This window comes from Pseudomonas fluorescens (assembly GCF_000730425.1).
Taxonomy (GTDB): domain Bacteria; phylum Pseudomonadota; class Gammaproteobacteria; order Pseudomonadales; family Pseudomonadaceae; genus Aquipseudomonas; species Aquipseudomonas fluorescens_X.
The window spans coordinates 2,798,590-2,823,130 of sequence record NZ_CP008896.1; the positions used below are offsets into that span (position 1 = coordinate 2,798,590).

Genomic DNA, 24,541 nt, shown 5'->3' on the forward strand with positions numbered 1-24,541 from the left:
AAACGGCTACAGCTCCCACTTACCCGATCCCCTGAACGGCGGTAACCTCGGTGACTGCCGTTTTTTGTATGAACCGCTTTATACACCTGCCATCTCAGGGGTCCCCATGGAAAGAAATGCCTTGAAAGCGCTGTTCCTCGCTGCGGGGTTGTTGGCATTTACGCCAATGGCCCACGCGGCCAGCACCCTGGTCTATTGCTCCGAGGCAAGTCCCGCCGGGTTCGATCCCAGCCAATACACCAGCGGCACCGATTTTGATGCCTCGGCCGAAACCGTGTTCAACCGCCTGACCCAGTTCAAACGCGGCGGGACCGAAGTCGAGCCTGGCCTGGCGACCCGTTGGGAGGTGTCCAAGGACGGCCTGGCCTACACCTTCCACCTGCGCGACGGGGTCAAGTTCCACACCACCGATTACTTCACGCCAACCCGCGACTTCAATGCTGAGGATGTGCTGTTCACCTTCCAGCGCCTGCTGGACGCCAACCACCTATTCCGCCAGGCCTACCCGTCCGAGTCGCCGTACTTCACCGACATGGGCCTGAACACCACCATCAAGAGCGTAGAAAAGCTCGATGAGCATAGCGTGCGCTTCAACCTCAATAACGTTGATGCCGCTTTCGTGCAGAACCTGGCCATGAGTTTTGCCTCCGTGCAATCGGCTGAATACGCCGCGCAGTTGCTTAAACAAGGCAAGGCCGCCGATATCAACCAGAAACCGGTGGGCACCGGGCCGTTTGTGTTCAAGCGCTACCAGAAGGACTCGCAGATTCGCTACGTCGCCAATCAACACTATTGGAAGCCTGAGGATGTGAAACTCGACAACCTGGTGTTCGCGATCACCCCGGACGCCGCGTCGCGCCTGCAAAAGCTCAAGGCCGGCGAATGCCAGGTCAGCGGCTATCCGCGCCCCTCGGATATCGAGGTGATGAAGCAGGATCCAAACCTGCGTGTGTTGCAGCAGGCAGGTTTTAACCTGGGATTCCTGGCCTATAACGTGACCCATCCACCGCTGGATCAGCTCAAGGTGCGCCAGGCCCTGGACATGGCCATCGATAAGCCAGCGATTATCGCCGCGGTGTATCAAAGTGCCGGGCAATTGGCGCAAAACGCTCTACCTCCGGCCCAGTGGTCTTATGACCCCAGCATCAAAGACGCGCCGCACGATCCGGCCAAGGCCCGGGCGCTACTAAAAGAAGCAGGGGTTGCACCAGGTACCACCATCAATCTGTGGGCGATGACCGTGCAACGTGCGTCCAATCCCAACGCGCGAATGTCGGCGCAGATGATCCAGCAGGATTGGGCCAAAGTCGGGATCACTGCCAACATCGTCAGCTATGAGTGGGGCGAATACATCAAGCGCGCAAAAAACGGCGAGCACGATGTGATGATTTACGGCTGGACCGGCGACAACGGTGACCCGGATAACTGGCTCGGCGTGCTCTACAGTTGTGCCGCGGTCAAGGGCAGCAACTATGCAAAATGGTGTGACCCGCAGTACGACCAACTGGTACAGAAAGCCAAGCTCAGCAACAACCGTGACGAACGCATCAAGTGGTATCAGCAGGCGCAAAAAATACTTAAGGATCAAATACCTATAACGCCAATTGCGAACTCGACGGTTTTCCAGCCCCTGCGCAAGGAAGTCCAGGACTTCAAGATCAGCCCGTTTGGCCTGACACCGTTCTACGGCGTAAGTCTGAATAAGTAACAGCCACGCCCCAACCGGGTGCGCCAGACACCTCGGTTGGGCCGATACGGTGCACTCAACGCACCGAAAAAAGCCCTCGGAAATGCAGTTTTGTGTCAAAAATTACATGAATGCGACATTCCTGTACGTTCGTACCACTCTTTGGCGCTTGTTACCTCTCAACATCTTGCATTGGGTATGGGGCCTGCATAAGTATCCGCAGGCCGACTCACGAGGTCGCCCTCAATTCCAAAAATGACAACAAATCATGAGGCCAACATGCTTAAACACGCAGTCCTTCCGTTTTTAGTCAGCGCCGGTTTAATGGCCGCTGCACCTTTCGCCCAGGCGGCGACTAATCTGGTGTTCTGCTCCGAAGGGAGCCCGGCCGGTTTCGACCCAGGCCAGTACACCACCGGAACAGACTTCGATGCTTCGGCCGAAACCATGTTCAACCGGCTCAGCCAGTTCGAGCGCGGCGGCACCGCCGTGATTCCTGGCCTGGCCACCAAGTGGGACGTTTCCGAAGATGGCCTGACCTACACCTTCCACCTGCGCGAAGGGGTCAAGTTCCACACCACGCCGTATTTCAAGCCGACTCGTGAATTCAACGCCGACGACGTGCTCTTCACCTTCAACCGGATGATCAATAAAGACGATCCATTCCGTAAGGCCTACCCCACCGAGTTCCCGTACTTCACGGACATGGGGATGGACACCAACATCAAGAACATCGAAAAAATCGACGACCACACCGTCAAGTTCACCCTTGGCACCGTGGACGCGGCGTTTATCCAGAACCTGGCCATGAGCTTCGCCTCGGTACAGTCGGCCGAGTACGCGGCCCAACTGTTGAAGGACGGCAAGCCCCAGGACATCAACCAGAAACCGGTGGGCACTGGCCCGTTCGTGTTCAAGAGCTACCAGAAAGACTCCAACATCCGCTTCACCGGCAACAAGGATTACTGGAAGCCTGAAGACGTGAAGATCGATAACCTGATCTTCGCCATCACCACCGACCCGTCGGTACGTGTGCAGAAACTCAAGAAGAACGAATGCCAGGTCACCCTCTTCCCGCGTCCGGCCGACCTCAAGGCACTGGGCGAGGACAAAGACCTGAAACTGCCGCACCAGGCCGGTTTCAACCTGGGCTATATCGCCTACAACGTCATGCCGGTGCTCAAGGGCCAGACTGCGGCCAACCCACTGGCCGACCTGCGTGTACGCCAGGCCCTGGACATGTCGGTCAACAAGCAGCAGATCATCGACTCGGTCTACCAGGGCGCCGGCCAGCTGGCGGTCAACGCCATGCCACCGACCCAGTGGTCCTATGACGAGACCATCAAGGACGTCCCGTACGACGTGGCCAAGGCCAAGGAGCTGCTCAAGGAAGCCGGTGTCAAGGAAGGCACCGAGATCACCCTGTGGGCCATGCCGGTCCAGCGCCCATACAACCCCAACGCCAAGCTGATGGCCGAGATGCTGCAGAACGACTGGAAGCAGATCGGCTTGAAGGTCAACATCGTCAGCTACGAGTGGGGCGAGTACATCAAGCGCTCCAAGGGTGGCGAGAACCAGGCCATGATCATCGGTTGGAGCGGTGACAATGGTGACCCGGACAACTGGCTGAACGTGCTGTTCGGCTGCGATTCCCTGGCCGGCAACAACTTCTCCAAATGGTGTGACAAGAAATTCGACGGCATCGTGAAAGAAGCCAAGGCCACATCGGATGTCGCCAAGCGCACCGAGCTGTACAAACAGGCGCAACACGTCCTCAAAGACGCAGTTCCCATGACACCTATCGCGCACTCGACGGTGTATCAACCCATGCGCAACACCGTGCAGGACTTCAAGATCAGCCCATTTGGCTTGAATTCCTTCTACGGGGTGAGCGTCAGCAACAAGTAGTGATCTCTGGCGGCGACGTTTCATAACGTCGCCGTTATTGCATCCGCCAAGACACTAGGAATCGGACTACGTTCGCAGGCGCTGCCCACCTACAGCTGCTAACTGCAAAGCTAGCGTCCGATCCCTACAAGGTCTGTCCGGTTCTGCGCATTTACGGCCCTGCCCTCGTTACCTAACGTCGAGGTAGGCAAATGCACCGCTCCGCGAAGGCACTTGCTGTGAAGGGGAGCAGTGATATCGCCAAGTCCTGTAGGGCCTGCGCACTCACTGACGAAAACGATAAACATGGATTGGGGGACCGTCATGCGCCATACCACCGTTCTATCCGCGATCTTGGGCACCAGCCTGTTGGCCGTCGCTTCGATGGGCCAGGCTGCCGAGAAGAAAAGCCTGGTGTTCTGCTCTGAAGGCAGCCCGGCAGGCTTCGATACTGCGCAATACACCACCGCCACCGACAACGATGCAGCCGAACCGATCTACAACCGCCTGGTTGAGTTTGAAAAAGGTGAAACCGGCGTGGTACCAGCGCTGGCCACCAAGTGGGATGTTTCGCCGGACGGCCTGACCTACACCTTTCATCTGCGCGAAGGCGTGAAGTTCCACAGCAACAAGGAGTTCAAGCCGACCCGTGATTTCAACGCCGATGACGTGCTGTTCACCTTCAACCGCATGCTTGACCCTGACCACCCGTTTCGCAAGGCCTACCCCACCGAGTTCCCGTACTTCAACGGGATGAGCCTGAACAAGAACATTGCCAAGGTCGAGAAAACCGACCCGCACACCGTGGTGATGACCCTGAACACGGTCGACGCCGCGTTTATCCAGAACATCGCCATGAGCTTCGCCGCGATCCTCTCGGCCGAATACGCCGGGCAACTGCTCAAGGCTGGCAAACCCAGCGATATCAACCAGAAGCCGATTGGCACCGGGCCGTTCGTGTTCCAGCGTTACCAGAAGGATTCACAGATCCGTTTCACGGGCAACAAACACTACTGGGACCCCGGCAAGGTCCAGCTCGACCAACTGATTTTCGCCATCAACACCGACGCCTCGGTACGAGTGCAAAAGCTCAAGGCCAATGAATGCCAGGTCACCCTGCATCCACGCCCGGCCGACGTCGACGCCCTCAAGGCCGACCCGAACCTGCAACTGCTGACCAAACCCGGCTTCAACCTCGGCTACATCGCCTATAACGTGCGGCACAAGCCCTTCGACCAGCTCGAAGTGCGCCAGGCCCTGGACATGGCGGTGAACAAGCAGAGCATTCTCAATGCCGTGTACCAGGGCGCGGGACAACTGGCAGTCAACGGCATGCCGCCGACCCAGTGGTCCTACGACGACAGCATCAAGGACGCCGCCTACAACCCGGAAAAAGCCAAGGAGTTACTCAAGGCCGCCGGGGTCAAGGAAGGCACCGAGATCACCTTGTGGGCCATGCCGGTCCAGCGCCCGTATAACCCCAACGCCAAGCTGATGGCCGAGATGCTGCAAAACGACTGGGCCAAGATCGGCCTCAAGGTCAAGATCGTCAGCTATGAGTGGGGCGAGTACATCAAGCGCACCAAGAACGGCGAGCACGATATCAGCCTGATTGGCTGGACCGGCGACAACGGTGACCCGGACAACTGGCTGGGTACCCTCTACAGCTGCGACGCCATCGGCGGGAACAACTACTCGATGTGGTGTGACCCGGCGTACGACAAGCTGATCAAGCAAGCCAAGGTCGTCACCGACCGCGAACAACGGACTGTTCTGTACAAACAGGCGCAGCAACTGCTCAAACAGCAGGTGCCGATCACCCCTGTCGCCCACTCGACGGTCAACCAGCCGTTAAGCGCCAAGGTCGAAGGTTTCAAAGTGAGCCCCTTCGGCCGCAACGTGTTCTCGGGCGTCAGTATCACCCCATAAGAAAATAACCGGATGCGCAGAGCGAAGTGGGCTCTGCGGCAAACGTGTAGCTGTAATTCGCGAAATGCCCTACGGCAAACGTTTGCAAAGGCTTGAAAAGTTACACACCCAATAGCCGGTTCACCTAATAAGACCGGCATTAAAAAAAGAGAACCAAAGGAGCTCCACCCATGAAACTGAGCAGCAAAGTGCTTCTGGCCATGGCCATCAGCAGCATCACGGCCACCGCCTATGCAGAATCCGTGAGCCAGGACTTCGTTCCGACCACGCTGGCCGGCACCAGCGCCCAAAGCGGGGCCAAAGGCTTTATCGAAGACTTCAGCCTGGGCGGCCAGACGCGTAACTGGTACTCCCACGAAAGCCTGTACCGTGGTGGCGCGTGGAAATACCAAAAGCATGGCAAGACCCTGACCGACCGTAACCGTACCAACTGGGTACAGGGCACTATCCTCAACGCCAGTTCGGGCTTCACCGAAGGCACCGTGGGCGTCAAGGCCGAAGTCGCGCTCTACAACGTCGTGGCCCTCGATCGCAGCCGACGTGATGTCAAGGGCAGTTCCAACCGGACCCTGGCCCACTCCAACGGTGATCCCGTGGACCAGTGGAGCAAACTGGGCCTGGCCAACGTGCAGTTCCGTGTCTCGAACACCACATTGACCGCCGGCCGCCAGAACTTCAGCAGCGGTATCGTCGACACCATCGGCAACCGTGCCTTGCCTTCCAGCTTCCAAGGTGTCAGCTTCAACAGCGAAGAGTTCAGCAACCTGTCGTTCCAGGGTGGCGTGTTCGACCGCGTTTCCCCACGTTCCGAGCAGAGCCTGTCGAAGTTCCGCAGCGAATACAGCCAACAAGGCGCACGCAGCGCAACAACCGACAAGGTCTACACCCTGGGCGCCAACTACCAGCCGTTCAAAAGTCTGAAAACCAGCTTCTTCGGCGCCAACGTCAAGGACTTCTGGAACCAGTACTACTTCGGCGCGACCCACGAGCTGGGTGATAGCCAGGTGCTGTCCCTGACCACCGGCCTGAACTATTACAAGACCGTCGACGAAGGCAAGAAGCTGATGGGCGAAATCGACAACGATACTTACTCGCTGTCGTTGGGCCTGGCGCACCAGGCTCACAGCCTGACCTTCTCCTACCAGCAAGTGAACGGTAACGAGTACTTCGACTACCTGCACGAAACCAACGGTATCTACCTGGCCAACTCCCTGACTTCGGACTTCAACGGCCCGAACGAGAAGTCCTTCCAGATCGCCTATGGCATCAACATGGCCGAATACGGCGTGCCAGGCCTGAAGTTCAACATCTACTCGGCGCGCGGCTGGGGCATTGACGGTACCCACTACACGGGCAACCGCAACGGTGCCTACGCCTACACCGGCATCGAAACTCAAGACGGCGAGAAGCACCAGGAATACGGCGTAGGCGCCGGCTACGTGCTCCAGAGCGGCCCGCTCAAGGCCACCGCTATCCGTGCGACCTACGTCGAACACCGTGGCAGCGAGTTCCAATCGGACGGCAGCGTCAAGGAATTCCGCCTGGTCACCACCGTCCCGTTCAACATCCTTTAATCAGCGCCAGGTAGACCGCGGGCTCAGGACGAGCCCACCGTCTACCTGTGTGTGGTTGAATCGTTTGCAGAGGGCTGTTCGATGAAAATGCTCCCGTTACAAGCCGCCATGACCGCTGCACTGCTGAGTGTGGCCCTGGGCATCTCGGCCAAGCCACTGGTGGTCTGCACCGAAGCCAGCCCGGAGGGCTTCGACCCGGTCCTGTACACCACGGCCGTCACCGCCGATGCCGCCGCCGAAACCCTGTTCAACCGCCTGGTGGACTTCAAGCCCGGCACCACCGAAATCGTGCCCGCGCTCGCCAAGTCCTGGGACATCAGCGATGACGGCCTGACCTATACCTTCCACCTGCGCGATGACGTCAAGTTCCACACCACCGACTACTTCAAGCCCACACGCAACCTCAATGCCGACGACGTGCTCTGGAGCTTCCAGCGCCAACTGGACCCGAAACACCCGTGGCACAACAAGTCCACCACCGGCTTCCCCTATTTCGAAAGCATGGGTTTCAAGGAACTGCTCAAAAGCGTCGAGAAGACCGATGACCACACCGTGGTCTTTACCCTGACCCGCCCCGAAGCGCCGTTCCTGGCCGATGTCGCGATGCCATTCACCGCCATTCATTCCGCCGAGTACGCCGACGAGCTGTTGGCTGCCAACAAGACCGGCGAGCTCAACAGCAAGCCGATCGGCACCGGCCCGTTCATTTTTACCCGCTACCAGAAAGACGCCCAGGTGCGCTTCAAGGCCAACCCGGAGTACTTCCGTGGCAAGCCACCCGCCGACCCGCTGATCCTGGCTATCGCGGTGGACAACAATGTGCGCCTGCAAAAGCTCAAGGCCAATGAGTGCCAGATCGCCCTGTATCCAAAACCCGATGACCTGCCGAGCATCAAGGCCGACCCGAACCTGAAGGTCACGGAACTGGCGGCGATGACCACCGCCTACACCGCCATGAACACCACCCACAAGTACATGAGCGACGCGCGGGTGCGCCACGCGATCAACATCGCATTCGATAAAAAAGGCTATAACGAATCCCTCTATGGCAAAGGCAATGCCGTCGACGCCACCGGCCCGTACCCACCGACCCTGCTGGGCTTCAACGACACACTGAAAAACCCACCCCGCGACCTCGACAAGGCCCGTGCCCTGCTCAAGGAAGCCGGCGTGCCGGAAGGCACCGAATTCAGCCTGTTCACCCGTAACGGCGGCGGCCCGACCAACCCCAACCCGATGCTCGGCGCCCAGCGCATGCAGGCGGACCTGGCGCAGATCGGCCTGAAGGTCAACATCAAGGTCATGGAATGGGGCGAAATGCTCAAACGCGCCAAAGCGGGCGAACATGACATGGTGTCCGCTGGCTGGGCCGGGGATAACGGCGACCCAGACAACTTCCTCACGCCTAACCTGAGTTGCGATGCAGCGAAAAACGGCGAAAACTACGCCCGCTGGTGTAACGAAGAGTTTCAGGGTTTGATCGACAAAGCCCGCGCCGTGTCTGAACCCGCCGAGCGCGCAACACTCTATGAACAAGCACTGGCCGTTTTCGACAAGGACCAACCGTGGATCCCCATGGCCTACCCGAAAATGTTCACCGCCATGCGCAAAAACGTCGAGGGTTATACCCAAAGCCCCCTGACCAACAATAACTTCGCCACCACCCAGGTGAAGTAATAAGAGACGCCCGGCACCGTCGAGGTTGACGGTGCCGGGCCTGCCTAACCGGCTGATTGAGGTAGAGACCACGATGTTTAGTTTTATTGCCCGCCGATTGGGGTTATTGATCCCAACGTTTTTCGGCATCACGTTGCTGACTTTTGCGTTGATTCGCATGATCCCTGGCGACCCCGTAGAAGTCATGATGGGCGAGAGGCGGGTTGACCCCGAGATGCACGCCCAGGCAATGGAACGCCTTGGCTTGAACAAACCCTTGTATGCGCAATACCTGGACTACGTCGGCAAGCTCGCCCAGGGCGACCTCGGCGAATCCCTGCGCACCCGCACCAGCGTGTGGACCGAGTTCAGCGCACTCTTTCCCGCGACCCTGGAACTGTCCATGGCCGCCCTGTTGTTCGCCGGCATCCTCGGGCTATTGGCCGGGGTGATCGCGGCACTCAAGCGAGGATCCCTGTTCGACCACGGGGTGATGGGCATCTCCCTGGCGGGGTATTCGATGCCGATTTTCTGGTGGGGCCTGATCCTGATCATGTTCTTCTCGGTGAGCCTGGGCTGGACCCCGGTTTCCGGGCGTATCGACCTGCTCTACGATATCGAGCCGCGCACGGGCTTCATGCTGATCGACACCCTGCTGGCCGACGAGCCGGACGCGTTCTGGGATGCGCTGCATCACCTGATCCTGCCGGCCATTGTGCTCGGCACCATCCCGCTGGCGGTGATTGCGCGGATGACCCGCTCCTCGATGCTGGAAGTCCTGCGTGAAGACTACATCCGCACCGCCAAGGCCAAGGGCCTGTCGCCGACACGCGTGGTGTTCGTGCACGGCCTGCGCAACGCCTTGATCCCGGTGCTGACCGTGGTCGGCCTGCAAGTGGGCACGCTGCTGGCCGGTGCGGTCTTGACCGAGACCATCTTCTCCTGGCCGGGTATCGGCAAATGGCTGATCGAAGCCATTGGCGCGCGGGACTACCCGGTCGTGCAAAACGGCATCCTGCTGATCGCCTGCCTGGTGATCCTGGTGAACTTCGTGGTGGATATCCTCTACGGCTTCGCCAACCCACGCATCCGTCACCAGCGCTGAGATCATGACCATGACCACACCTACTCCCGTGTCAGCAGTCGATCAAAGCCTGCTGTATCCGTCGCCGTACAAAGAATTCTGGCAAGCCTTCTCCAAGAACAAAGGTGCCGTTGCCGGCCTGCTGTTCATGCTGCTGATCGTGTTTTGCGCGATATTCGCCCCGTGGGTTGCCCCCCATAACCCCAGTGAGCAATACCGCGACTTCCTGCTCACCCCGCCGTCGTGGCTCGAAGGCGGACAGATGCAGTTCCTGCTGGGCACCGACGAACTGGGCCGTGACTTGCTGTCGCGCCTGATCCAGGGCTCACGCCTGTCGCTGCTGATCGGCTTGTCATCGGTGGTGATGTCGCTGATTCCGGGGATCCTGCTGGGCCTGTTCGCCGGGTTCTTCCCGCGTTTGCTCGGCCCGACCATCATGCGCCTGATGGACATCATGCTGGCCCTGCCGTCGCTGCTGCTGGCCGTGGCGATTGTCGCCATCCTCGGCCCTGGCCTGATCAACACCGTGATTGCGATTGCCATTGTGTCGCTGCCGTCCTATGTGCGCCTGACCCGTGCGGCGGTGATGGGCGAGCTGAACCGCGACTACGTGACTGCCGCGCGCCTCGCCGGTGCCGGCCTGCCGCGCCTGATGTTCGTCACCGTGCTGCCCAACTGCATGGCGCCGTTGATCGTGCAGGCCACGTTGAGCTTCTCCTCGGCGATCCTCGATGCCGCGGCCCTGGGTTTCCTCGGCCTTGGCGTCCAACCGCCGACCCCCGAGTGGGGCACCATGCTGGCCTCGGCCCGTGACTACATCGAACGCGCCTGGTGGGTAGTGAGCCTGCCTGGTTTGACCATTTTGCTCAGCGTGCTGGCAATCAACCTGATGGGCGACGGACTGCGCGATGCGCTGGACCCGAAACTCAAGAATGCCGCGTGAGGAGATTCCCATGTCACTGCTAGAAATCAAGAATCTCAATGTGCGCTTCGGCGACAAGACCGCCGTGCCCGTGGTCGATGGCCTCGACCTGTCGGTGGACAAAGGCGAAGTACTGGCCATCGTGGGCGAGTCGGGTTCGGGTAAATCCGTGACCATGATGGCGCTGATGGGCCTGATCGAGCACCCCGGCATCGTCACCGCCGACGCGCTGAACTTCGACGGCAAGGACATGCTCAAGCTGAGCAACCGTCAACGCCGCCAGATCGTCGGTAAAGACCTGGCGATGGTGTTCCAGGACCCGATGACCGCGCTGAATCCCAGCTACACCGTGGGTTTCCAGATTGAAGAAGTGCTGCGCCTGCACCTGAAAATGTCCGGTAAGCAAGCACGCAAGCGCGCCATCGAACTGTTGGAAAAAGTCGAGATCCCGGGCGCTGCCAGTCGTATGGAGGCCTACCCGCATCAATTGTCGGGGGGCATGAGCCAACGTGTGGCGATCGCAATGGCGATTGCCGGCGAGCCGAAACTGCTGATCGCCGATGAGCCGACCACTGCATTGGACGTGACCATCCAGGCGCAGATCATGGAACTGCTGCTGGCCTTGCAGAAAGAACAGAACATGGGCCTGGTGCTGATCACCCACGACCTGGCAGTCGTGGCAGAAACCGCCCAGCGCGTGTGCGTGATGTACGCCGGCCAGGCGGTGGAAGTCGGCCAGGTGCCGGGGTTGTTCGACGTGCCGGCCCACCCGTACAGCGAAGCGTTGCTGGCCGCGATCCCGGAACACAGCATGGGCGCAGCCCGTCTGTCGACCTTGCCGGGCATCGTCCCCGGTCGTTATGACCGCCCGCAAGGCTGTCTGCTGTCGCCGCGCTGCCCTTACGTGCAGGACAGCTGCCGCCAGACCCGTCCGACCCTGGACCCGCAAGCCCACAGCCTTGTGCGCTGCTTCTACCCCTTGAACCAGGAGGTGGCGTAATGGCCGTCGTTCTTACCGCCCGCGACCTGACCCGTCACTACGAAGTCTCCCGTGGCCTGTTCAAGGGCCACGCCACCGTGCGCGCGCTCAATGGCGTGTCGTTCGAGCTGGAAGCTGGCAAGACCCTGGCGGTCGTGGGTGAATCCGGTTGTGGCAAATCCACCCTGGCCCGCGCACTGACGCTGATTGAAGAGCCTTCGTCCGGTTCCTTGAAAATCGCCGGCCAGGAAGTCGCCGGTGCCGACAAGGCCCAGCGCAAGCAACTGCGCAAAGACGTGCAGATGGTGTTCCAGAGCCCCTATGCCTCGTTGAACCCACGGCAGAAAGTCGGTGATCAGTTGGGTGAACCGCTGCTGATCAATACCAACCTGTCCGCCGCCGAGCGCCGTGAAAAGGTCCAGGCGATGATGAAACAAGTGGGCCTGCGCCCTGAGCATTATCAGCGCTACCCGCATATGTTCTCCGGAGGCCAGCGCCAACGGATCGCCCTGGCCCGGGCGATGATGCTGCAACCCAAGGTGCTGGTGGCGGATGAACCGACCTCGGCCCTCGACGTGTCGATCCAGGCCCAGGTACTCAACCTGTTCATGGACCTGCAACAGCAGTACAACACGGCGTATGTGTTCATCTCCCACAACCTGGCGGTGGTGCAACACGTGGCGGATGACGTGATGGTGATGTACCTCGGCCGCCCGGTGGAAGTGGGCCCCAAGGAAGACATCTACGCACGGCCCCTGCACCCGTACACCCAGGCATTGTTGTCGGCCACCCCAACCATCCACCCGGACCCGAACAAGCCGAAAATCAAGATCGTCGGCGAACTGCCCAACCCGCTGAACCCGCCACCCGGCTGCGCCTTCCACAAGCGCTGCCCGTATGCGACCGAGCGATGCAGCAGCGAAGAACCCCTGCTGCGTGAACTGGACAACCGCCAGGTGGCTTGCCATCACGCGGAGCAGTTCGTCGCCTGAACCCTGTGGGAGGTGAATCGCGAGGATACAGAGTTGTACGGCCCCTCCCGCCAGATTGCGCATCAGTCTGGCGGGAGGGGCTTTTTTTGGCTACGGCCTAGGTCTGGCTATCACCCTCATCGTCCGGCTCATCGCTGTCCGGCTCGTCGGTACTTGAGTCATCGTCGTCCGCGCTGCCACCCTGGCCCTTATCGCCGGGCTCCGCCTCGGATTTGGCCAGCTGTAGATCCAGGCTATGCACTGCGGTCAGTGCCGCACCACTGTGCACCGGGTTATGCGCCCAGGCCGACGACACCCCCAGCGACAACAGCACCAGCACTTTTATCAACAGTACGACTCGTTGAAAGATCTTCATGGTTGATTCCGTCCAGTCAGTAGGTAAATCCCACGCGACAGCCGTTACCGCCGCCAACGTTGACGCTAGTCCCGATGCCGGGTTTGCGCCAGGTCCTCTCTACCCGGGTCTGACAGTTACAGCGCGGTGATGCTATCGCGGGCACGCCCGCCCCACATCAGCCCGCCATCAGTGCGACGGGAGGGCTTTTTTGTTTTTACAGAGCCCATCAAGGCCTGGTCAAAGTGTAAAAGTTGTAAATGACATTTACTTGTATTTGGTAATGAATAGCATTTCGGCGCATAAGTGCGCCGAATCCTGCTGGAAGGCAATTCGGGTGTACCTCGCTCAGTTTTCACCTTCCTTAAAGGATTTTGCGGACATGTCATCTCGATTCAGGCTCAGCCATTTCTCCCTGGCGTTTATCGCCGCCCTTTCGTCTCCCTCGCTGCTGGCGGAAACCCTGGAGCGAGAGCGCGACGAAGTGCCGATAGAAACCACTGACCTGCCCGTCGATGGCACCTCCCAAGCCCTGGAGCTGAGCGAAACGCGAATCCTGGGCACCGCTGCCGAAGAGCTCAAGCAAGCCCCAGGCGTGTCGATCATCACTGCCGAAGACATCAAGAAACGCCCGCCAACCAATGATCTGTCGGACATCATCCGTCGTGAACCCGGCGTCAACCTCAGCGGCAACAGCTCCAGCGGCAACCGTGGCAACAACCGCCAGATCGACCTGCGCGGCATGGGCCCGGAAAACACCCTGATCCTCATCGATGGCAGGCCGTCGACCTCGCGTAACGCGGTGCGTTATGGCTGGAACGGCGACCGTGATACCCGTGGCGAAACCAACTGGGTGCCGGCCGAGGAAGTCGAACGCATTGAAATCCTGCGTGGCCCGGCAGCTGCGCGCTATGGTTCCGGCGCGATGGGCGGGGTGATCAACATCATCACCAAGCGCCCGACCGACCAGTTGCGTGGCTCGCTGACCACCTACATGTCGCTGCCAGAAGACGATGCCGAAGGCATGAGCAAGCGCACCAACTTCAACCTCAGCGGCCCGTTGAGCGAGACGTTGGCGTTTCGGGTCTACGGCGGCCTGAACAAGACCGATGCCGATGACTCCAACATCAACCAGGCCGAACAGGCCTCCGCCGATTCGTTGGTGGCAGGCCGCGAAGGTGTCCGCAACAAGGACGTCAACGGCCTGCTCAGTTGGCAGTTCACCCCCGAGCAAACCCTGGACCTGGAAGCCAGCTACAGCCGCCAGGGCAATATCTTCGCCGGCGATACCATGCTCAACGGCGGCGGCGCGTTCGTTGACAGCCTGGTCGGCAAGGAAACCAGCGTAATCCAGCGCAGCAGTTTTTCCGCCACCCACCGGGGCGAGTTTGACTGGGGCTCGACCCTGGCATCGCTGAGCCACGACCTGACCCGCAACGAACGTCTCAACGAAGGCCTGGCCGGCTCCACCGAAGGTGCACCGTCCGCCACGGCGGGCCGTTTTGAATCACGCTTGCGCAACACCCGGGCCACCGCCGAGGTCAACCTGCCGCTGAGCTTCGGCACCGAACAAGTGTTGACCCTGGGCAGCGAATACCTTTACGAGTCGATGAACGATCCAGGTTCGCTGCGCCCACAAAACTACGACCCTGGTACCGGCGGCGTCCCAAGCATTCCGGGTGTCAGCCGCAACAGCACCAAGACCACCGCGTCGAGCTACGCACTGTTCGCCGAGGACAACATCGAGGTCGGCAGCAAGACCATCGTCACTCCCGGCCTGCGCTACGACCATCATGAAGAATTCGGTGGCAACTGGAGCCCGAGCCTCAACGCCTCGCACCAATTGACCGATGAGTTGAGCCTCAAGGGGGGGATTGCCCGTGCCTACAAGACGCCAAACCTGTATCAGTCCAACCCCAATTATTTGCTGTACAGCCGTGGTATCGGCTGCAACGCCGGCGAAACCAACTCGGGCGGCTGCTACCTGGTAGGCAACCCGGACCTCAAGCCGGAAATCAGCGTCAACAAGGAAATCGGCCTGGCCTTCGACAAAGGCACCTGGCGCACCAGCGCGACCTACTTTCGTAATGACTACAAGAACAAAATCAATGCCAGCAATCAGGCAGCCTACCGGCTCGACGGCGGGCGCCGCGTGCTGGAGTGGCAAAACAGCGGCGCGGCATTGGTGCAGGGGGTCGAGGGCAACCTGTTCATGAGCCTGCGCGACGACCTGGACTGGAACACCAACCTGACCTACATGATCGATTCCAAGGACAAGGACACCGGCGAGCCGCTGAGCGTCATCCCCAAATACACGGTCAACACCACGCTGGACTGGCAGGCTACCGACAAGCTGTCGTTCCAGGTCAGCGGTACCTACTACGGCAAGCAGGAGTCGCCCACGCTGAACTTACGTAGCGCCAACAACTACGACAGTAGCGCCCAGCAGGATGTCGACCCCTACGGTTTGATGGGCTTGAGCAGTGGCTACGAGTTCAACAAAAACCTGAGCGTGCGCGTGGGTATCGAAAACCTGCTGGACAAGCGCCTGTATCGCAAAGGCAATGCTAATGATGCGGGCGCGCAAACCTATAACGAACCGGGCCGCGCTTATTTTGCGTCGGTGACTGCGTCGTTCTAAAAAGGGCCCGTACCGATTGCAGGAGCGAACACGCTCGCTCCTGCAATCGGGCAGCGATAAAAAAGGGCGAAGCCATCACCGCTTCGCCCTTTTTTGTACCGCTCAGACCTTAATGGTGTTCGCGGGTCGCACGGAACTTCACATCCGGCCAGCGCTCTTCCATCAGCGCCAGGTTGACCCGGGTCGGGGCCAGGTAGGTCAGGTGACCGCCGCCGTCGATGGCGAGGTTTTCCACAGCCTTGTTGGAAAATTCCTCCAGCTTCTTCTTGTCGCTGCAATCAATCCAGCGCGCCGAGTACACGGTGATCGGCTCGTAGGAGCATTCGACCTTGTATTCCTCTTTCAAGCGGCTGGCCACCACATCGAACTGCAGCACACCCACGGCGCCGAGGATGATGTCGTTGCTGCGCTCGGGGAAGAACACCTGGGTGGCACCCTCTTCGGCCAGTTGCTGCAAGCCTTGGCGCAGTTGCTTGGACTTGAGCGGGTCGCGCAGGCGTACGCGGCGGAACAGTTCCGGGGCGAAGTGCGGGATGCCGGTGAAGCCCAACGCTTCGCCTTCGGTGAAGGTGTCGCCGATCTGGATGGTGCCGTGGTTGTGCAGGCCGATGATGTCGCCGGCAAAGGCTTCTTCCAGCTGCTCACGCTCCGAGGAGAAGAAGGTCAGGGCGTCGCCGATACGCACGTCCTTGCCCGTGCGCACATGGCGCATCTTCATGCCTTTTTCGTATTTGCCGGAGCAGATGCGCATAAAGGCGATACGGTCGCGGTGCTTGGGGTCCATATTCGCCTGGATCTTGAACACGAAGCCGCTGAACTTCTCTTCTACCGGCTCAACAGTACGTTCGTTGGCCACACGGGCCAACGGCATGGGCGCCCAGTTGACCACCGCATCCAGCACGTGATCGACGCCGAAGTTGCCCAGGGCCGTCCCGAAGAACACCGGGGTCAACTGGCCGTCGAGGAACTCCTGCTGGTTGAACTCATGGCAGGCGCCCTGTACCAGCTCCAACTGGTCGACGAAGCGGTCGTACTCGTCACCCAGGTGGGCGCGGGCTTCATCGGAGTCGAGCTTCTCGATAATTTTTACTTCAGTGCGTTCGTGACCATGACCGGCGGTGTAGACAATGATGTAGTCGTCGGCCAGGTGATACACGCCCTTGAAGTCACGGTAGCAACCAATTGGCCAGGTGATCGGCGCGGCCTTGATTTTCAGGACAGCTTCGATTTCATCCAGCAGCTCGATAGGATCGCGGATATCCCGGTCGAGTTTGTTGATAAAGCTGACGATAGGCGTGTCACGCAGACGGCACACGTCCATCAGGGCGATGGTCCGTGGCTCGACGCCCTTACCGCCGTCGAGCACCATCAAGGCAGAGTCCACCGCGGTGAGGGTGCGGTAGGTGTCTTCGGAGAAGTCTTCGTGGCCCGGGGTGTCGAGCAGGTTGATCATGTGTTCGCGATAAGGGAACTGCATGACCGACGTGGTAATGGAAATACCCCGCTGCTTCTCCATCTCCATCCAGTCGGAAGTGGCATGGCGATCGGATTTGCGCGATTTCACCGTGCCGGCCACCGCGATTGCCTTGCCCATCAGCAGGAGCTTTTCGGTGATGGTGGTTTTACCGGCATCGGGGTGGGAAATAATGGCGAAAGTGCGGCGTTTCGCGACTTCGGCGGCCTGGTGGGTCATGGGAAATCGCCTGGCAGGTGAGTCAAAAAAGGGCGGCGAGTATAGCGCAGATCAAGCCCCCCGGACCACCGTTCGCCCAACAACCACAAACCCCGTAGGAGCCGGCTGGCCGGCGATGGCGTCCGAAAGATCGCCGTTGATCTCAAGATCGTCATCGCCGGCCAGCCGGCTCCTACGGGGGAGAAAATCCCGATCAACGGTGGCTAAATGCTGCCAAGTATGGAACCTTTTAAAAGGTAGAGACGTCCACTCCCCTGCTACCGCACTCGTGACAGGGGCTGAAAAATCAGCAAGTTAGCCTGACGAGGCTGCGCTCATGGCTCGATCGCATACTGCATTGCCAGTATCGGCGAGCTGCTTTTCGCGAACTCATTCAAAGGCGGCCAGCAATGGCATTGCCGCCGGAAAATGTGTTCGCCGACAAAAGAAAAAAGGAGTCCGCCTGTGGCTATTCGCTATGGCAAAGGGCTGATAGGAGGAGCGGTTGTCGTCGCTCTCCTGGCCCTGCTGGTCCACTGGATCGGCATCAACACGATCGAGATGTACCGCGACGATTTGTTGTTTTACCTGCAAGCTCACCTGATTCTTGTACTTGTCTCCATGCTGGCAGCCCTGATCGTAGGGATCCCCGCCGGTATCCTGCTCAGCCGACCGAATATGGTCGGGCGCGCAGAACGTTTCATGCAGATCTTCAACATCGGCAACACCGTCCCTCCCCTGGCCGTACTGGCCATCGCCCTCGGCGTCCTCGGCATCGGCAGCGGCCCTGCGATCTTCGCCCTGTTTCTCGCCTCCTTGCTGCCCATCGTGCGCAATACCTACGAAGGCCTGAAAAACGTGCAGGGTTCCTTGAAGGAAGCTGCCGTCGGCATCGGCATGACCCCGCGCCAGGTGCTGTTTCGCGTCGAACTGCCCAACGCCGTGCCCATCATCATCGGCGGCGTACGGGTGGCCCTGGCGATCAACGTCGGCACCGCACCGCTGGCGTTCCTGATTGGCGCCAATAGCCTGGGCAGTCTGATCTTCCCCGGCATCGCCCTGAACAATCAGCCGCAACTGCTGCTCGGCGCCGCGTGCACCGCGCTGCTGGCCTTGCTGCTCGACGCGCTGGTAACCCTGGCCAGCCGCCTTTGGCTGGAGCGCGGGTTGCGTCCGTCCTAAGGCTGGGTAAAGGAATCGACATGAAAAAACTGACTTTGATATTGAGCTGCGCCCTGCTGTTTGCCGGTATTGCGCAAGCCGCTGAAAAACCGGTGATCCGCATCGGTGCCCGGGTCTTCACCGAGCAAACCCTGCTGGCGGAAATCACGTCCCAGTACCTGCGCACCAAAGGTTACGACACCCGCGTAACCGGTGGCCTGGGCAGCAACCTGGCACGCAGCGCCCAGGAAAGCGGGCAACTGGACCTGATCTGGGAATACACCGGCGTGTCCCTGGTGGCCTACAACCATATCGACGAAAAACTCGACAGCGAACAGTCCTACGCCAGAGTTAAAGAACTCGACGCGAAAAAAGGCCTGGTCTGGCTGTCGCCGTCGAAATTCAGCAACACCTACGCCCTGTCCCTGCCGGAAAACGTCGCCAGGCAATATCCGCAGATCAACACGATCAGCGACCTGACCAAGGCCTTGGCCGAGGACACCCGGGATAACCGCCTGGTGGCCCTGGACACTGAGTTTGCCAACCGCTCCGATGGCATGGCCGGCATGGTCAAGCTGTACGGCATGAACCTCACCCGCAAGAACACCCGGCAGATGGACGCCGGCCTGGTCTACACCGCGCTGCGTAACGGCCAGGTGTTTGCAGGGTTGGTGTACACCACTGACGGACGCCTCAACGCCTTCAAGTTGAAGCTGCTCGAAGATGACCTGCATTACTTCCCGGACTACACCGCGGCACCGGTGGTACGCCAGGTTTATCTGGATGCCCACCCGCAACTGGCCGCCGAGCTCAAGCCACTGGCGGCGCTGTTCGACGATGAAACCATGCGCCAGTTGAACGCGCGGGTCGACGTGGACCATGAAAGCCCGTCTGCCGTGGCCGCCGACTTCCTGCGCCAGCACCCACTCAACTAAAGAGGAGAAGACATGGAATTTCTGAACGCCTTTTCCCATCTTGACTGGGCCCAAGTCCTGCACCTGACCTGGCAGCACATCACCCTGGTCGGTATCGCCGTGATCCTCGCCATTGTCGCCGGCGTGCCCCTGGGCGTGCTGATGACTCGCTTCCCGACCCTGGCCGGCCCGTTGCAGGCCAGCGCCACGGTGCTGCTGACCGTGCCGTCGATTGCCCTGTTCGGCCTGCTGCTGCCGTTCTACTCCAAGTTCGGCCAGGGCCTGGGACCGATGCCGGCGATCACCGCCGTATTCCTCTATTCCCTGCTGCCGATCATGCGCAACACCTACCTGGCCCTGACCGGTGTCGAGCCGGGTATCCGCGAAGCCGCCAAAGGCATCGGCATGACCTTCGGCCAGCGCCTGCGCATGGTTGAGCTACCCATTGCCGTGCCGGTGATCCTCGCCGGTGTGCGCACCGCCGTAGTGATGAACATCGGTGTGATGACCATTGCCGCCACCATCGGCGCCGGTGGCCTGGGTGTACTTATTCTGGCTTCCATCAGCCGCAGCGACATGTCGATGCTGATCGTTGGCGCCGTGCTGGTCAGTCTCCTGGCCATCTTCGCCGACCTGCTTTTGCAATGGCTGCAACGCTCGCTGACTCCAAAAGGATTGCTCAAATGATCGAACTTCAAAACCTGTCCAAGACCTTCCAAAGCAACGGCAAGACGGTCACCGCCGTCAACGACGTGAGCCTGACTGTCAATGAAGGCGAGATTTGCGTGTTCCTCGGCCCCTCGGGCTGTGGCAAAAGCACCACGCTGAAAATGATCAACCGCCTGATCAAGCCCACCTCGGGCAAGATCCTGATCAACGGCGAAGACACCACCGACCTCGATGAAGTGACCCTGCGCCGCAACATCGGCTATGTGATCCAGCAGATCGGCCTGTTCCCCAACATGACCATCGAGGAAAACATCGTGGTCGTGCCCAGGCTGCTGGGCTGGGATAAACAGAAATGCCACGACCGCGCCCGCGAGTTGATGAGCATGATCAAGCTCGAACCCAAGCAGTATCTGCATCGCTACCCGCGTGAATTGTCCGGTGGCCAGCAGCAACGGATCGGCGTGATCCGTGCGCTGGCGGCCGATGCGCCGTTGCTGCTGATGGATGAGCCGTTCGGTGCGGTCGACCCGATCAACCGCGAGATGATCCAGAACGAGTTTTTCGAGATGCAACGCGCGCTGAACAAAACGGTGATCATGGTCAGCCATGACATCGACGAGGCGATCAAGCTGGGCGACAAGATCGCCATCTTCCGCGCCGGCAAGCTGTTGCAGATCGACCATCCGGACACCCTGCTGGCCCATCCGGCCGACGAATTCGTCAGCAACTTCGTGGGCCAGGACAGCACCCTCAAGCGCCTGCTGCTGGTCAAGGCCGAAGACGCCGCGGACAACGCGCCGTCGGTCAGCCCGGACACCCCGGTGGCCGATGCCCTGGAGTTGATGGACGAGCATGACCGTCGCTATGTGGTGGTCACTTGCGCCGAGAACAAGGCGCTGGGTTATGTACGGCGTCGCGACCTGCATCGTCAGACCGGGACCTGTGCCCAGTACCTGCGCGAGTTCAATGCCACGGCGGCGTTTGACGAGCACTTGCGCATCCTGTTGTCGCGCATGTACGAGTTCAACCGCTCATGGTTGCCGGTGATGGATGCCGAACGGGTGTTCTTGGGTGAAGTCACCCAGGAGTCGATTGCCGAGTACCTGAGCTCCGGCAAGTCCCGCGGGGGCAAGACCAGTATTGTGTCGCCTGCCGAGACTGCCCTGGCCTGACACCACTCTGTCAAAATTGTGGGAGCGGGCTTGCTCGCGAAAGCGGCGTGTCAGTCACTGAATGGGGTGCTGACCCACCGCCTTCGCGAGCAAGCCCGCTCCCACATTTAGTTCTGCTGGGTGTCCGGAAATAGCCTGATTCCTCCTCCTTGGGGAACATCAATTCGTCACACCTGTCGGTTACATAAGTAGCTGCACGGCGCCTCGCGACGAACGCGTGCAAAAACGCGACATTTTTAGTTGATCTCAAGCCCCTCACGCCCTAAAGTTCGCGCCGAACGTCCATGCTGGAAACGATCCATCCGGCTCAAGTACTGACGACGAGACAGCAAGGCCAAGGGAAGCGGTTATTCCCATGGCCTTTTTGCTTTCGGCGACATGCCTTGGGAAGTAGGCGAACCAAAGTGGGGATACGGAGGACGTTCATTTGCACCCATTGATCAATCTAGTTTGCCCTTAGGAGTTCCCAGCATGTCGATCAACGTCGAAGACTATTTCGCGCGCGCCACGTTTGACAAAATGAAGGCGTTCGCCGACAAGCAAGAAACCCCGTTCGTGGTGATCGACACCGCGATGATCAGCCAGGCCTACGACGACCTGCGCGCCGGTTTCGAATTCGCCAAGGTGTACTACGCCGTCAAGGCCAACCCTGCCGTCGAGATCATCGACCTGTTGAAAGACAAGGGGTCGAGCTTCGACATCGCGTCGATCTACGAGCTGGACAAGGTCATGGACCGTGGCGTCAGCGCTGACCGTATCAGCTACGGCAACACCATCAAGAAATCCAAGGACATCCGCTACTTCTACGAGAAAGGCGTGCGCCTGTTCTCCACCGACTCCGAAGCGGACCTGCGCAATATCGCCAAGGCTGCGCCGGGCTCGAAAGTCTATGTGCGCATCCTGACCGAAGGCTCGACCACCGCAGACTGGCCTTTGTCGCGCAAATTCGGCTGCCAGACCGACATGGCCATGGACCTGCTGATCCTCGCCCGCGACCTGGGCCTGGTGCCCTACGGCATCTCGTTCCACGTGGGCTCGCAGCAGCGTGATATCAGCGTCTGGGATGCGGCCATCGCCAAGGTCAAGGTGATCTTCGAGCGCTTGAAAGAAGAAGACGGCATCCACCTCAAGCTGATCAACATGGGTGGCGGCTTCCCGGCCAACTACATCACTCGCACCAACAGCCTGGAAACCTACGCCGAGGAAATCATCCGCTTCCTCAAGGAAGACTTCGGTGACGAACTGCCGGAAATCATCCTGGAGCCGGGCCGTTCGTTGATCGCCAACGCCGGGATCCTGGTCAGTGAAGTGGTGCTGGTTGCCCGTAAATCGCGCACCGCCGTCGAGCGTTGGGTGTACACCGATGTGGGCAAGTTCTCCGGCCTGATCGAAACCATGGACGAAGCCATCAAGTTCCCGATCTGGACCGAGAAGAAAGGCGAGATGGAAGAAGTGGTGATCGCCGGTCCGACCTGCGACAGCGCCGATATCATGTACGAAAACTACAAGTACGGCCTGCCACTGAACCTGGCCATTGGTGATCGCCTGTACTGGCTGTCGACCGGTGCGTACACCACCAGCTACAGCGCGGTGGAATTCAACGGCTTCCCACCGCTGAAATCCTTCTACGTCTGATCACCCTTCCCGGGAACGATCAGATCCCCTTGTAGGAGCCGGCTTGCCGGCGATGGCGCCCGAAAGATCACCGCTGATCTCAAGATCGTCATCGCCGGCAAGCCGGCTCCTACAGTTGTTCTGCGCGCTGTCGGTAGGCTTGGGCCATGGCGCGAATCTGCGGATCATTCGCCGTCGCCAGCGCTTTGTGTGCCACCCGCAAGAACTTCAGATTCCCGCCCTCCAGCGCCTTGTGTAGCCAGCCCAGCGCCGCCTCGACCTGGCCTTGATCCGCCAGCACCGCCGCATAACTGAATTGCCCGCGAAAATCCCCACCTTCAGCCGAGCGCCGATACCAATCCAGTGCCGCCGGCAAGTCTTGCGCGCAGAACTGCCCCTCCTCCAGGTAACGCCCCACCAGGTTCATCGACTTGGCATGCCCCAGCTCGGCAGCCTGGCGATAGCACACCAGTGCCTGCTGCTGGTCTTGCATCACGCCGCGCCCGGTGGCCAGCAGGTTGGCGTAGTTGTACAAGCCCCAATCCAGTCCGGCGTGTGCTGCCTGGCGGTACTCCCCGGCGGCGGCCGACTCATTGGCAGTGCAACCCCAGCCGTGTTCCAGGCAACGCCCCGCCATGTTGCGCGCCATCAAGTGGCCGCCCCGTGCCGCAATCTGGAACCAGCGCAATGCCAGTATTTCGTCGCGTTCAATACCGCGCCCTTCCAGGAGGATTTGCCCCAGCAATGCCTGGGCATCGAGCACGCCCTCCTTCGCGGCCATCAGGATCGCCTGGGCCGCACGGGCCGGTGATTCGTCGAGCATGGCCCGCAATTGTTCGCCGTCGAGGTGTTCTTCGCGGCGCAGATGAAAAGCCATGCTCAGACCTCGACCCAGCGACGCAACAGGTTGTGATAGGTGCCGGTGAGCTGGATCAATGCCGGGTGGTCCGGTACGTCACGGGTCAGTTGCTGTATCGCACCGTCCATTTCAAACAGCAACGTGCGCTGGCTGTCTTCACGCACCAGGCTTTGGGTCCAGAAAAACGAGGCATAACGTGCGCCACGGGTCACGGCGTTGACTTTATGCAGGCTGGAGCCGGGGTACAGCACCATGTCACCGGCAGGCAACTTGACCCGCTGCAGGCCAAAGGTGTCCTGGATCTCCAGCTCGCCACCGTCGTACTCATCCGGGTCGCTGAAAAACAGCGTGGAGGACAGGTCCGTGCGCACCCGCTCCGGGCTGCCCTTGGGCTGGCGCACCGCGTTATCGATGTGGAAGTCGAAGCTGCCACCTGCGGTGTAGCAATTGAGCAACGGAGGGAAGACTTTATGCGGCAGGGCCGCCGACATGAATTGCGGGTTTTGCCACAGGCGATCGAGCATGGCCGCACCGATTTCCTTGGCCAGTGGATGGCCTTCCGGCAATTGCAGGTTGTGCTTGGCCTTGGCCGACTGATGGCCGGCAGTGATTTTGCCGTCGGCCCAGTCTACCTGCTCCAGGGCTTCGCGGATGCGCAGGACTTCTTCGCGGGAGAACAGGCCGGGAATATGCAGCAGCATGAGGCGTTACCGGTGAGCAGAGGGGCGCCAATGGTATTGATTACTATTGACGCTGTAAAACCCTGATCCGATAGACAGACGTCTGAGCGGGCAA

Annotated in this window: 19 protein-coding genes; 15 read left to right on the forward strand and 4 right to left on the reverse strand. The window is 60.0% G+C overall.

Features of this window, described 5'->3' with window-relative positions:
* Positions 1-106: 106 nt before the first annotated feature.
* The 9 genes from HZ99_RS12335 to HZ99_RS12375 all read left to right on the forward strand — a co-directional run bounded on the left by HZ99_RS12335 (position 107) and on the right by HZ99_RS12375 (position 12,710).
* Positions 107-1,708, forward strand: coding sequence for an ABC transporter substrate-binding protein (locus tag HZ99_RS12335; RefSeq protein ID WP_038443389.1), 1,602 nt, complete (start codon positions 107-109; stop codon positions 1,706-1,708).
* A 258-nt stretch (positions 1,709-1,966) separates the two neighbouring features.
* The gene (locus HZ99_RS12340) at positions 1,967-3,595 is read left to right on the forward strand and encodes an ABC transporter substrate-binding protein (protein ID WP_038443391.1); all 1,629 of its coding nucleotides are present in this window, start codon (positions 1,967-1,969) and stop codon (positions 3,593-3,595) included.
* A gap of 363 nt (positions 3,596-3,958) precedes the next feature.
* Complete coding sequence (locus HZ99_RS12345; protein ID WP_404942458.1) at positions 3,959-5,503, forward strand: ABC transporter substrate-binding protein; 1,545 nt, start codon at positions 3,959-3,961, stop codon at positions 5,501-5,503.
* A gap of 170 nt (positions 5,504-5,673) precedes the next feature.
* On the forward strand, positions 5,674-7,077 hold the full coding sequence (locus HZ99_RS12350; protein ID WP_038443394.1) for an OprD family outer membrane porin: 1,404 nt from the start codon (positions 5,674-5,676) through the stop codon (positions 7,075-7,077).
* 81 nt (positions 7,078-7,158) lie between these two features.
* On the forward strand, positions 7,159-8,754 hold the full coding sequence (locus tag HZ99_RS12355) for an ABC transporter substrate-binding protein (RefSeq protein ID WP_038443395.1): 1,596 nt from the start codon (positions 7,159-7,161) through the stop codon (positions 8,752-8,754).
* A 73-nt stretch (positions 8,755-8,827) separates the two neighbouring features.
* Complete coding sequence (locus tag HZ99_RS12360) at positions 8,828-9,838, forward strand: ABC transporter permease subunit (RefSeq protein ID WP_038443397.1); 1,011 nt, start codon at positions 8,828-8,830, stop codon at positions 9,836-9,838.
* A 10-nt stretch (positions 9,839-9,848) separates the two neighbouring features.
* Positions 9,849-10,760: an ABC transporter permease subunit gene (locus HZ99_RS12365; RefSeq protein WP_038443398.1), complete on the forward strand. Its 912-nt coding sequence runs from the start codon at positions 9,849-9,851 to the stop codon at positions 10,758-10,760.
* A gap of 10 nt (positions 10,761-10,770) precedes the next feature.
* Positions 10,771-11,739, forward strand: coding sequence for an ABC transporter ATP-binding protein (locus HZ99_RS12370; RefSeq protein ID WP_038443399.1), 969 nt, complete (start codon positions 10,771-10,773; stop codon positions 11,737-11,739).
* Positions 11,739-12,710, forward strand: a complete 972-nt coding sequence (locus HZ99_RS12375) for a peptide ABC transporter ATP-binding protein (RefSeq protein WP_029291946.1) — start codon at positions 11,739-11,741, stop codon at positions 12,708-12,710. Before HZ99_RS12370 ends, HZ99_RS12375 begins: the two co-directional genes overlap by 1 nt.
* A 97-nt stretch (positions 12,711-12,807) precedes the next feature.
* Here the strand turns inward: HZ99_RS12375 and HZ99_RS12380 are convergent, their stop codons facing one another.
* Positions 12,808-13,065 carry a hypothetical protein gene (locus tag HZ99_RS12380; protein WP_038443400.1) on the reverse strand — a complete coding sequence of 86 codons (258 nt, stop codon included), beginning with the start codon at positions 13,063-13,065 and terminating at the stop codon, positions 12,808-12,810.
* 361 nt (positions 13,066-13,426) lie between these two features.
* Here HZ99_RS12380 and HZ99_RS12385 point away from each other — a divergent pair, with 361 nt between their 5' ends.
* Positions 13,427-15,685 carry a TonB-dependent siderophore receptor gene (locus HZ99_RS12385; RefSeq protein WP_038443401.1) on the forward strand — a complete coding sequence of 753 codons (2,259 nt, stop codon included), beginning with the start codon at positions 13,427-13,429 and terminating at the stop codon, positions 15,683-15,685.
* Between the two features lie 109 nt (positions 15,686-15,794).
* On the opposite strand, the gene HZ99_RS12390 is transcribed toward HZ99_RS12385, so the two are convergent.
* A complete protein-coding gene (locus HZ99_RS12390; RefSeq protein WP_038443403.1) occupies positions 15,795-17,378 on the reverse strand; it encodes a peptide chain release factor 3 in 1,584 nt (527 codons plus the stop codon).
* 408 nt (positions 17,379-17,786) lie between these two features.
* Here HZ99_RS12390 and HZ99_RS12395 point away from each other — a divergent pair, with 408 nt between their 5' ends.
* The 5 genes from HZ99_RS12395 (at position 17,787) to HZ99_RS12415 (ending at position 22,908) form a co-directional block, all read left to right on the forward strand.
* Entirely contained in the window at positions 17,787-18,539 is a 753-nt protein-coding gene (locus HZ99_RS12395; protein ID WP_404942434.1) for an ABC transporter permease, read from the forward strand.
* Positions 18,540-18,559: 20 nt separating this feature from the next.
* Positions 18,560-19,453, forward strand: coding sequence for a glycine betaine ABC transporter substrate-binding protein (locus HZ99_RS12400; RefSeq protein WP_038443406.1), 894 nt, complete (start codon positions 18,560-18,562; stop codon positions 19,451-19,453).
* A gap of 12 nt (positions 19,454-19,465) precedes the next feature.
* Entirely contained in the window at positions 19,466-20,119 is a 654-nt protein-coding gene (locus HZ99_RS12405) for an ABC transporter permease (RefSeq protein WP_038443408.1), read from the forward strand.
* Positions 20,116-21,273 (forward strand): betaine/proline/choline family ABC transporter ATP-binding protein, encoded by a 1,158-nt coding sequence (locus HZ99_RS12410; RefSeq protein WP_038443409.1) that lies wholly within the window; start codon positions 20,116-20,118, stop codon positions 21,271-21,273. Before HZ99_RS12405 ends, HZ99_RS12410 begins: the two co-directional genes overlap by 4 nt.
* A 471-nt stretch (positions 21,274-21,744) precedes the next feature.
* Positions 21,745-22,908, forward strand: a complete 1,164-nt coding sequence (locus HZ99_RS12415) for a type III PLP-dependent enzyme (RefSeq protein ID WP_032861941.1) — start codon at positions 21,745-21,747, stop codon at positions 22,906-22,908.
* A gap of 109 nt (positions 22,909-23,017) precedes the next feature.
* On the opposite strand, the gene HZ99_RS12420 is transcribed toward HZ99_RS12415, so the two are convergent.
* Positions 23,018-23,764 carry a tetratricopeptide repeat protein gene (locus HZ99_RS12420; RefSeq protein ID WP_038443410.1) on the reverse strand — a complete coding sequence of 249 codons (747 nt, stop codon included), beginning with the start codon at positions 23,762-23,764 and terminating at the stop codon, positions 23,018-23,020.
* Between the two features lie 2 nt (positions 23,765-23,766).
* On the reverse strand, positions 23,767-24,447 hold the full coding sequence (locus tag HZ99_RS12425; protein WP_038443412.1) for a Fe2+-dependent dioxygenase: 681 nt from the start codon (positions 24,445-24,447) through the stop codon (positions 23,767-23,769).
* Between the last annotated feature and the right edge of the window lie 94 nt (positions 24,448-24,541).

Coding starts and splice junctions, on each gene's coding strand:
- HZ99_RS12425 (WP_038443412.1), bottom strand. CDS start 24,447: ATGCTGCTGCATATTCCCGGCCTGTTCTCCCGCGAAGAAGTCCTGCGC.
- HZ99_RS12380 (WP_038443400.1), bottom strand. CDS start 13,065: ATGAAGATCTTTCAACGAGTCGTACTGTTGATAAAAGTGCTGGTGCTG.
- HZ99_RS12410 (WP_038443409.1), top strand. CDS start 20,116: ATGATCGAACTTCAAAACCTGTCCAAGACCTTCCAAAGCAACGGCAAG.
- HZ99_RS12375 (WP_029291946.1), top strand. CDS start 11,739: ATGGCCGTCGTTCTTACCGCCCGCGACCTGACCCGTCACTACGAAGTC.
- HZ99_RS12395 (WP_404942434.1), top strand. CDS start 17,787: ATGTGTTCGCCGACAAAAGAAAAAAGGAGTCCGCCTGTGGCTATTCGC.
- HZ99_RS12420 (WP_038443410.1), bottom strand. CDS start 23,764: ATGGCTTTTCATCTGCGCCGCGAAGAACACCTCGACGGCGAACAATTG.
- HZ99_RS12340 (WP_038443391.1), top strand. CDS start 1,967: ATGCTTAAACACGCAGTCCTTCCGTTTTTAGTCAGCGCCGGTTTAATG.
- HZ99_RS12385 (WP_038443401.1), top strand. CDS start 13,427: ATGTCATCTCGATTCAGGCTCAGCCATTTCTCCCTGGCGTTTATCGCC.
- HZ99_RS12370 (WP_038443399.1), top strand. CDS start 10,771: ATGTCACTGCTAGAAATCAAGAATCTCAATGTGCGCTTCGGCGACAAG.
- HZ99_RS12365 (WP_038443398.1), top strand. CDS start 9,849: ATGACCACACCTACTCCCGTGTCAGCAGTCGATCAAAGCCTGCTGTAT.
- HZ99_RS12415 (WP_032861941.1), top strand. CDS start 21,745: ATGTCGATCAACGTCGAAGACTATTTCGCGCGCGCCACGTTTGACAAA.
- HZ99_RS12400 (WP_038443406.1), top strand. CDS start 18,560: ATGAAAAAACTGACTTTGATATTGAGCTGCGCCCTGCTGTTTGCCGGT.
- HZ99_RS12335 (WP_038443389.1), top strand. CDS start 107: ATGGAAAGAAATGCCTTGAAAGCGCTGTTCCTCGCTGCGGGGTTGTTG.
- HZ99_RS12360 (WP_038443397.1), top strand. CDS start 8,828: ATGTTTAGTTTTATTGCCCGCCGATTGGGGTTATTGATCCCAACGTTT.
- HZ99_RS12405 (WP_038443408.1), top strand. CDS start 19,466: ATGGAATTTCTGAACGCCTTTTCCCATCTTGACTGGGCCCAAGTCCTG.
- HZ99_RS12355 (WP_038443395.1), top strand. CDS start 7,159: ATGAAAATGCTCCCGTTACAAGCCGCCATGACCGCTGCACTGCTGAGT.
- HZ99_RS12390 (WP_038443403.1), bottom strand. CDS start 17,378: ATGACCCACCAGGCCGCCGAAGTCGCGAAACGCCGCACTTTCGCCATT.
- HZ99_RS12345 (WP_404942458.1), top strand. CDS start 3,959: ATGGGCCAGGCTGCCGAGAAGAAAAGCCTGGTGTTCTGCTCTGAAGGC.
- HZ99_RS12350 (WP_038443394.1), top strand. CDS start 5,674: ATGAAACTGAGCAGCAAAGTGCTTCTGGCCATGGCCATCAGCAGCATC.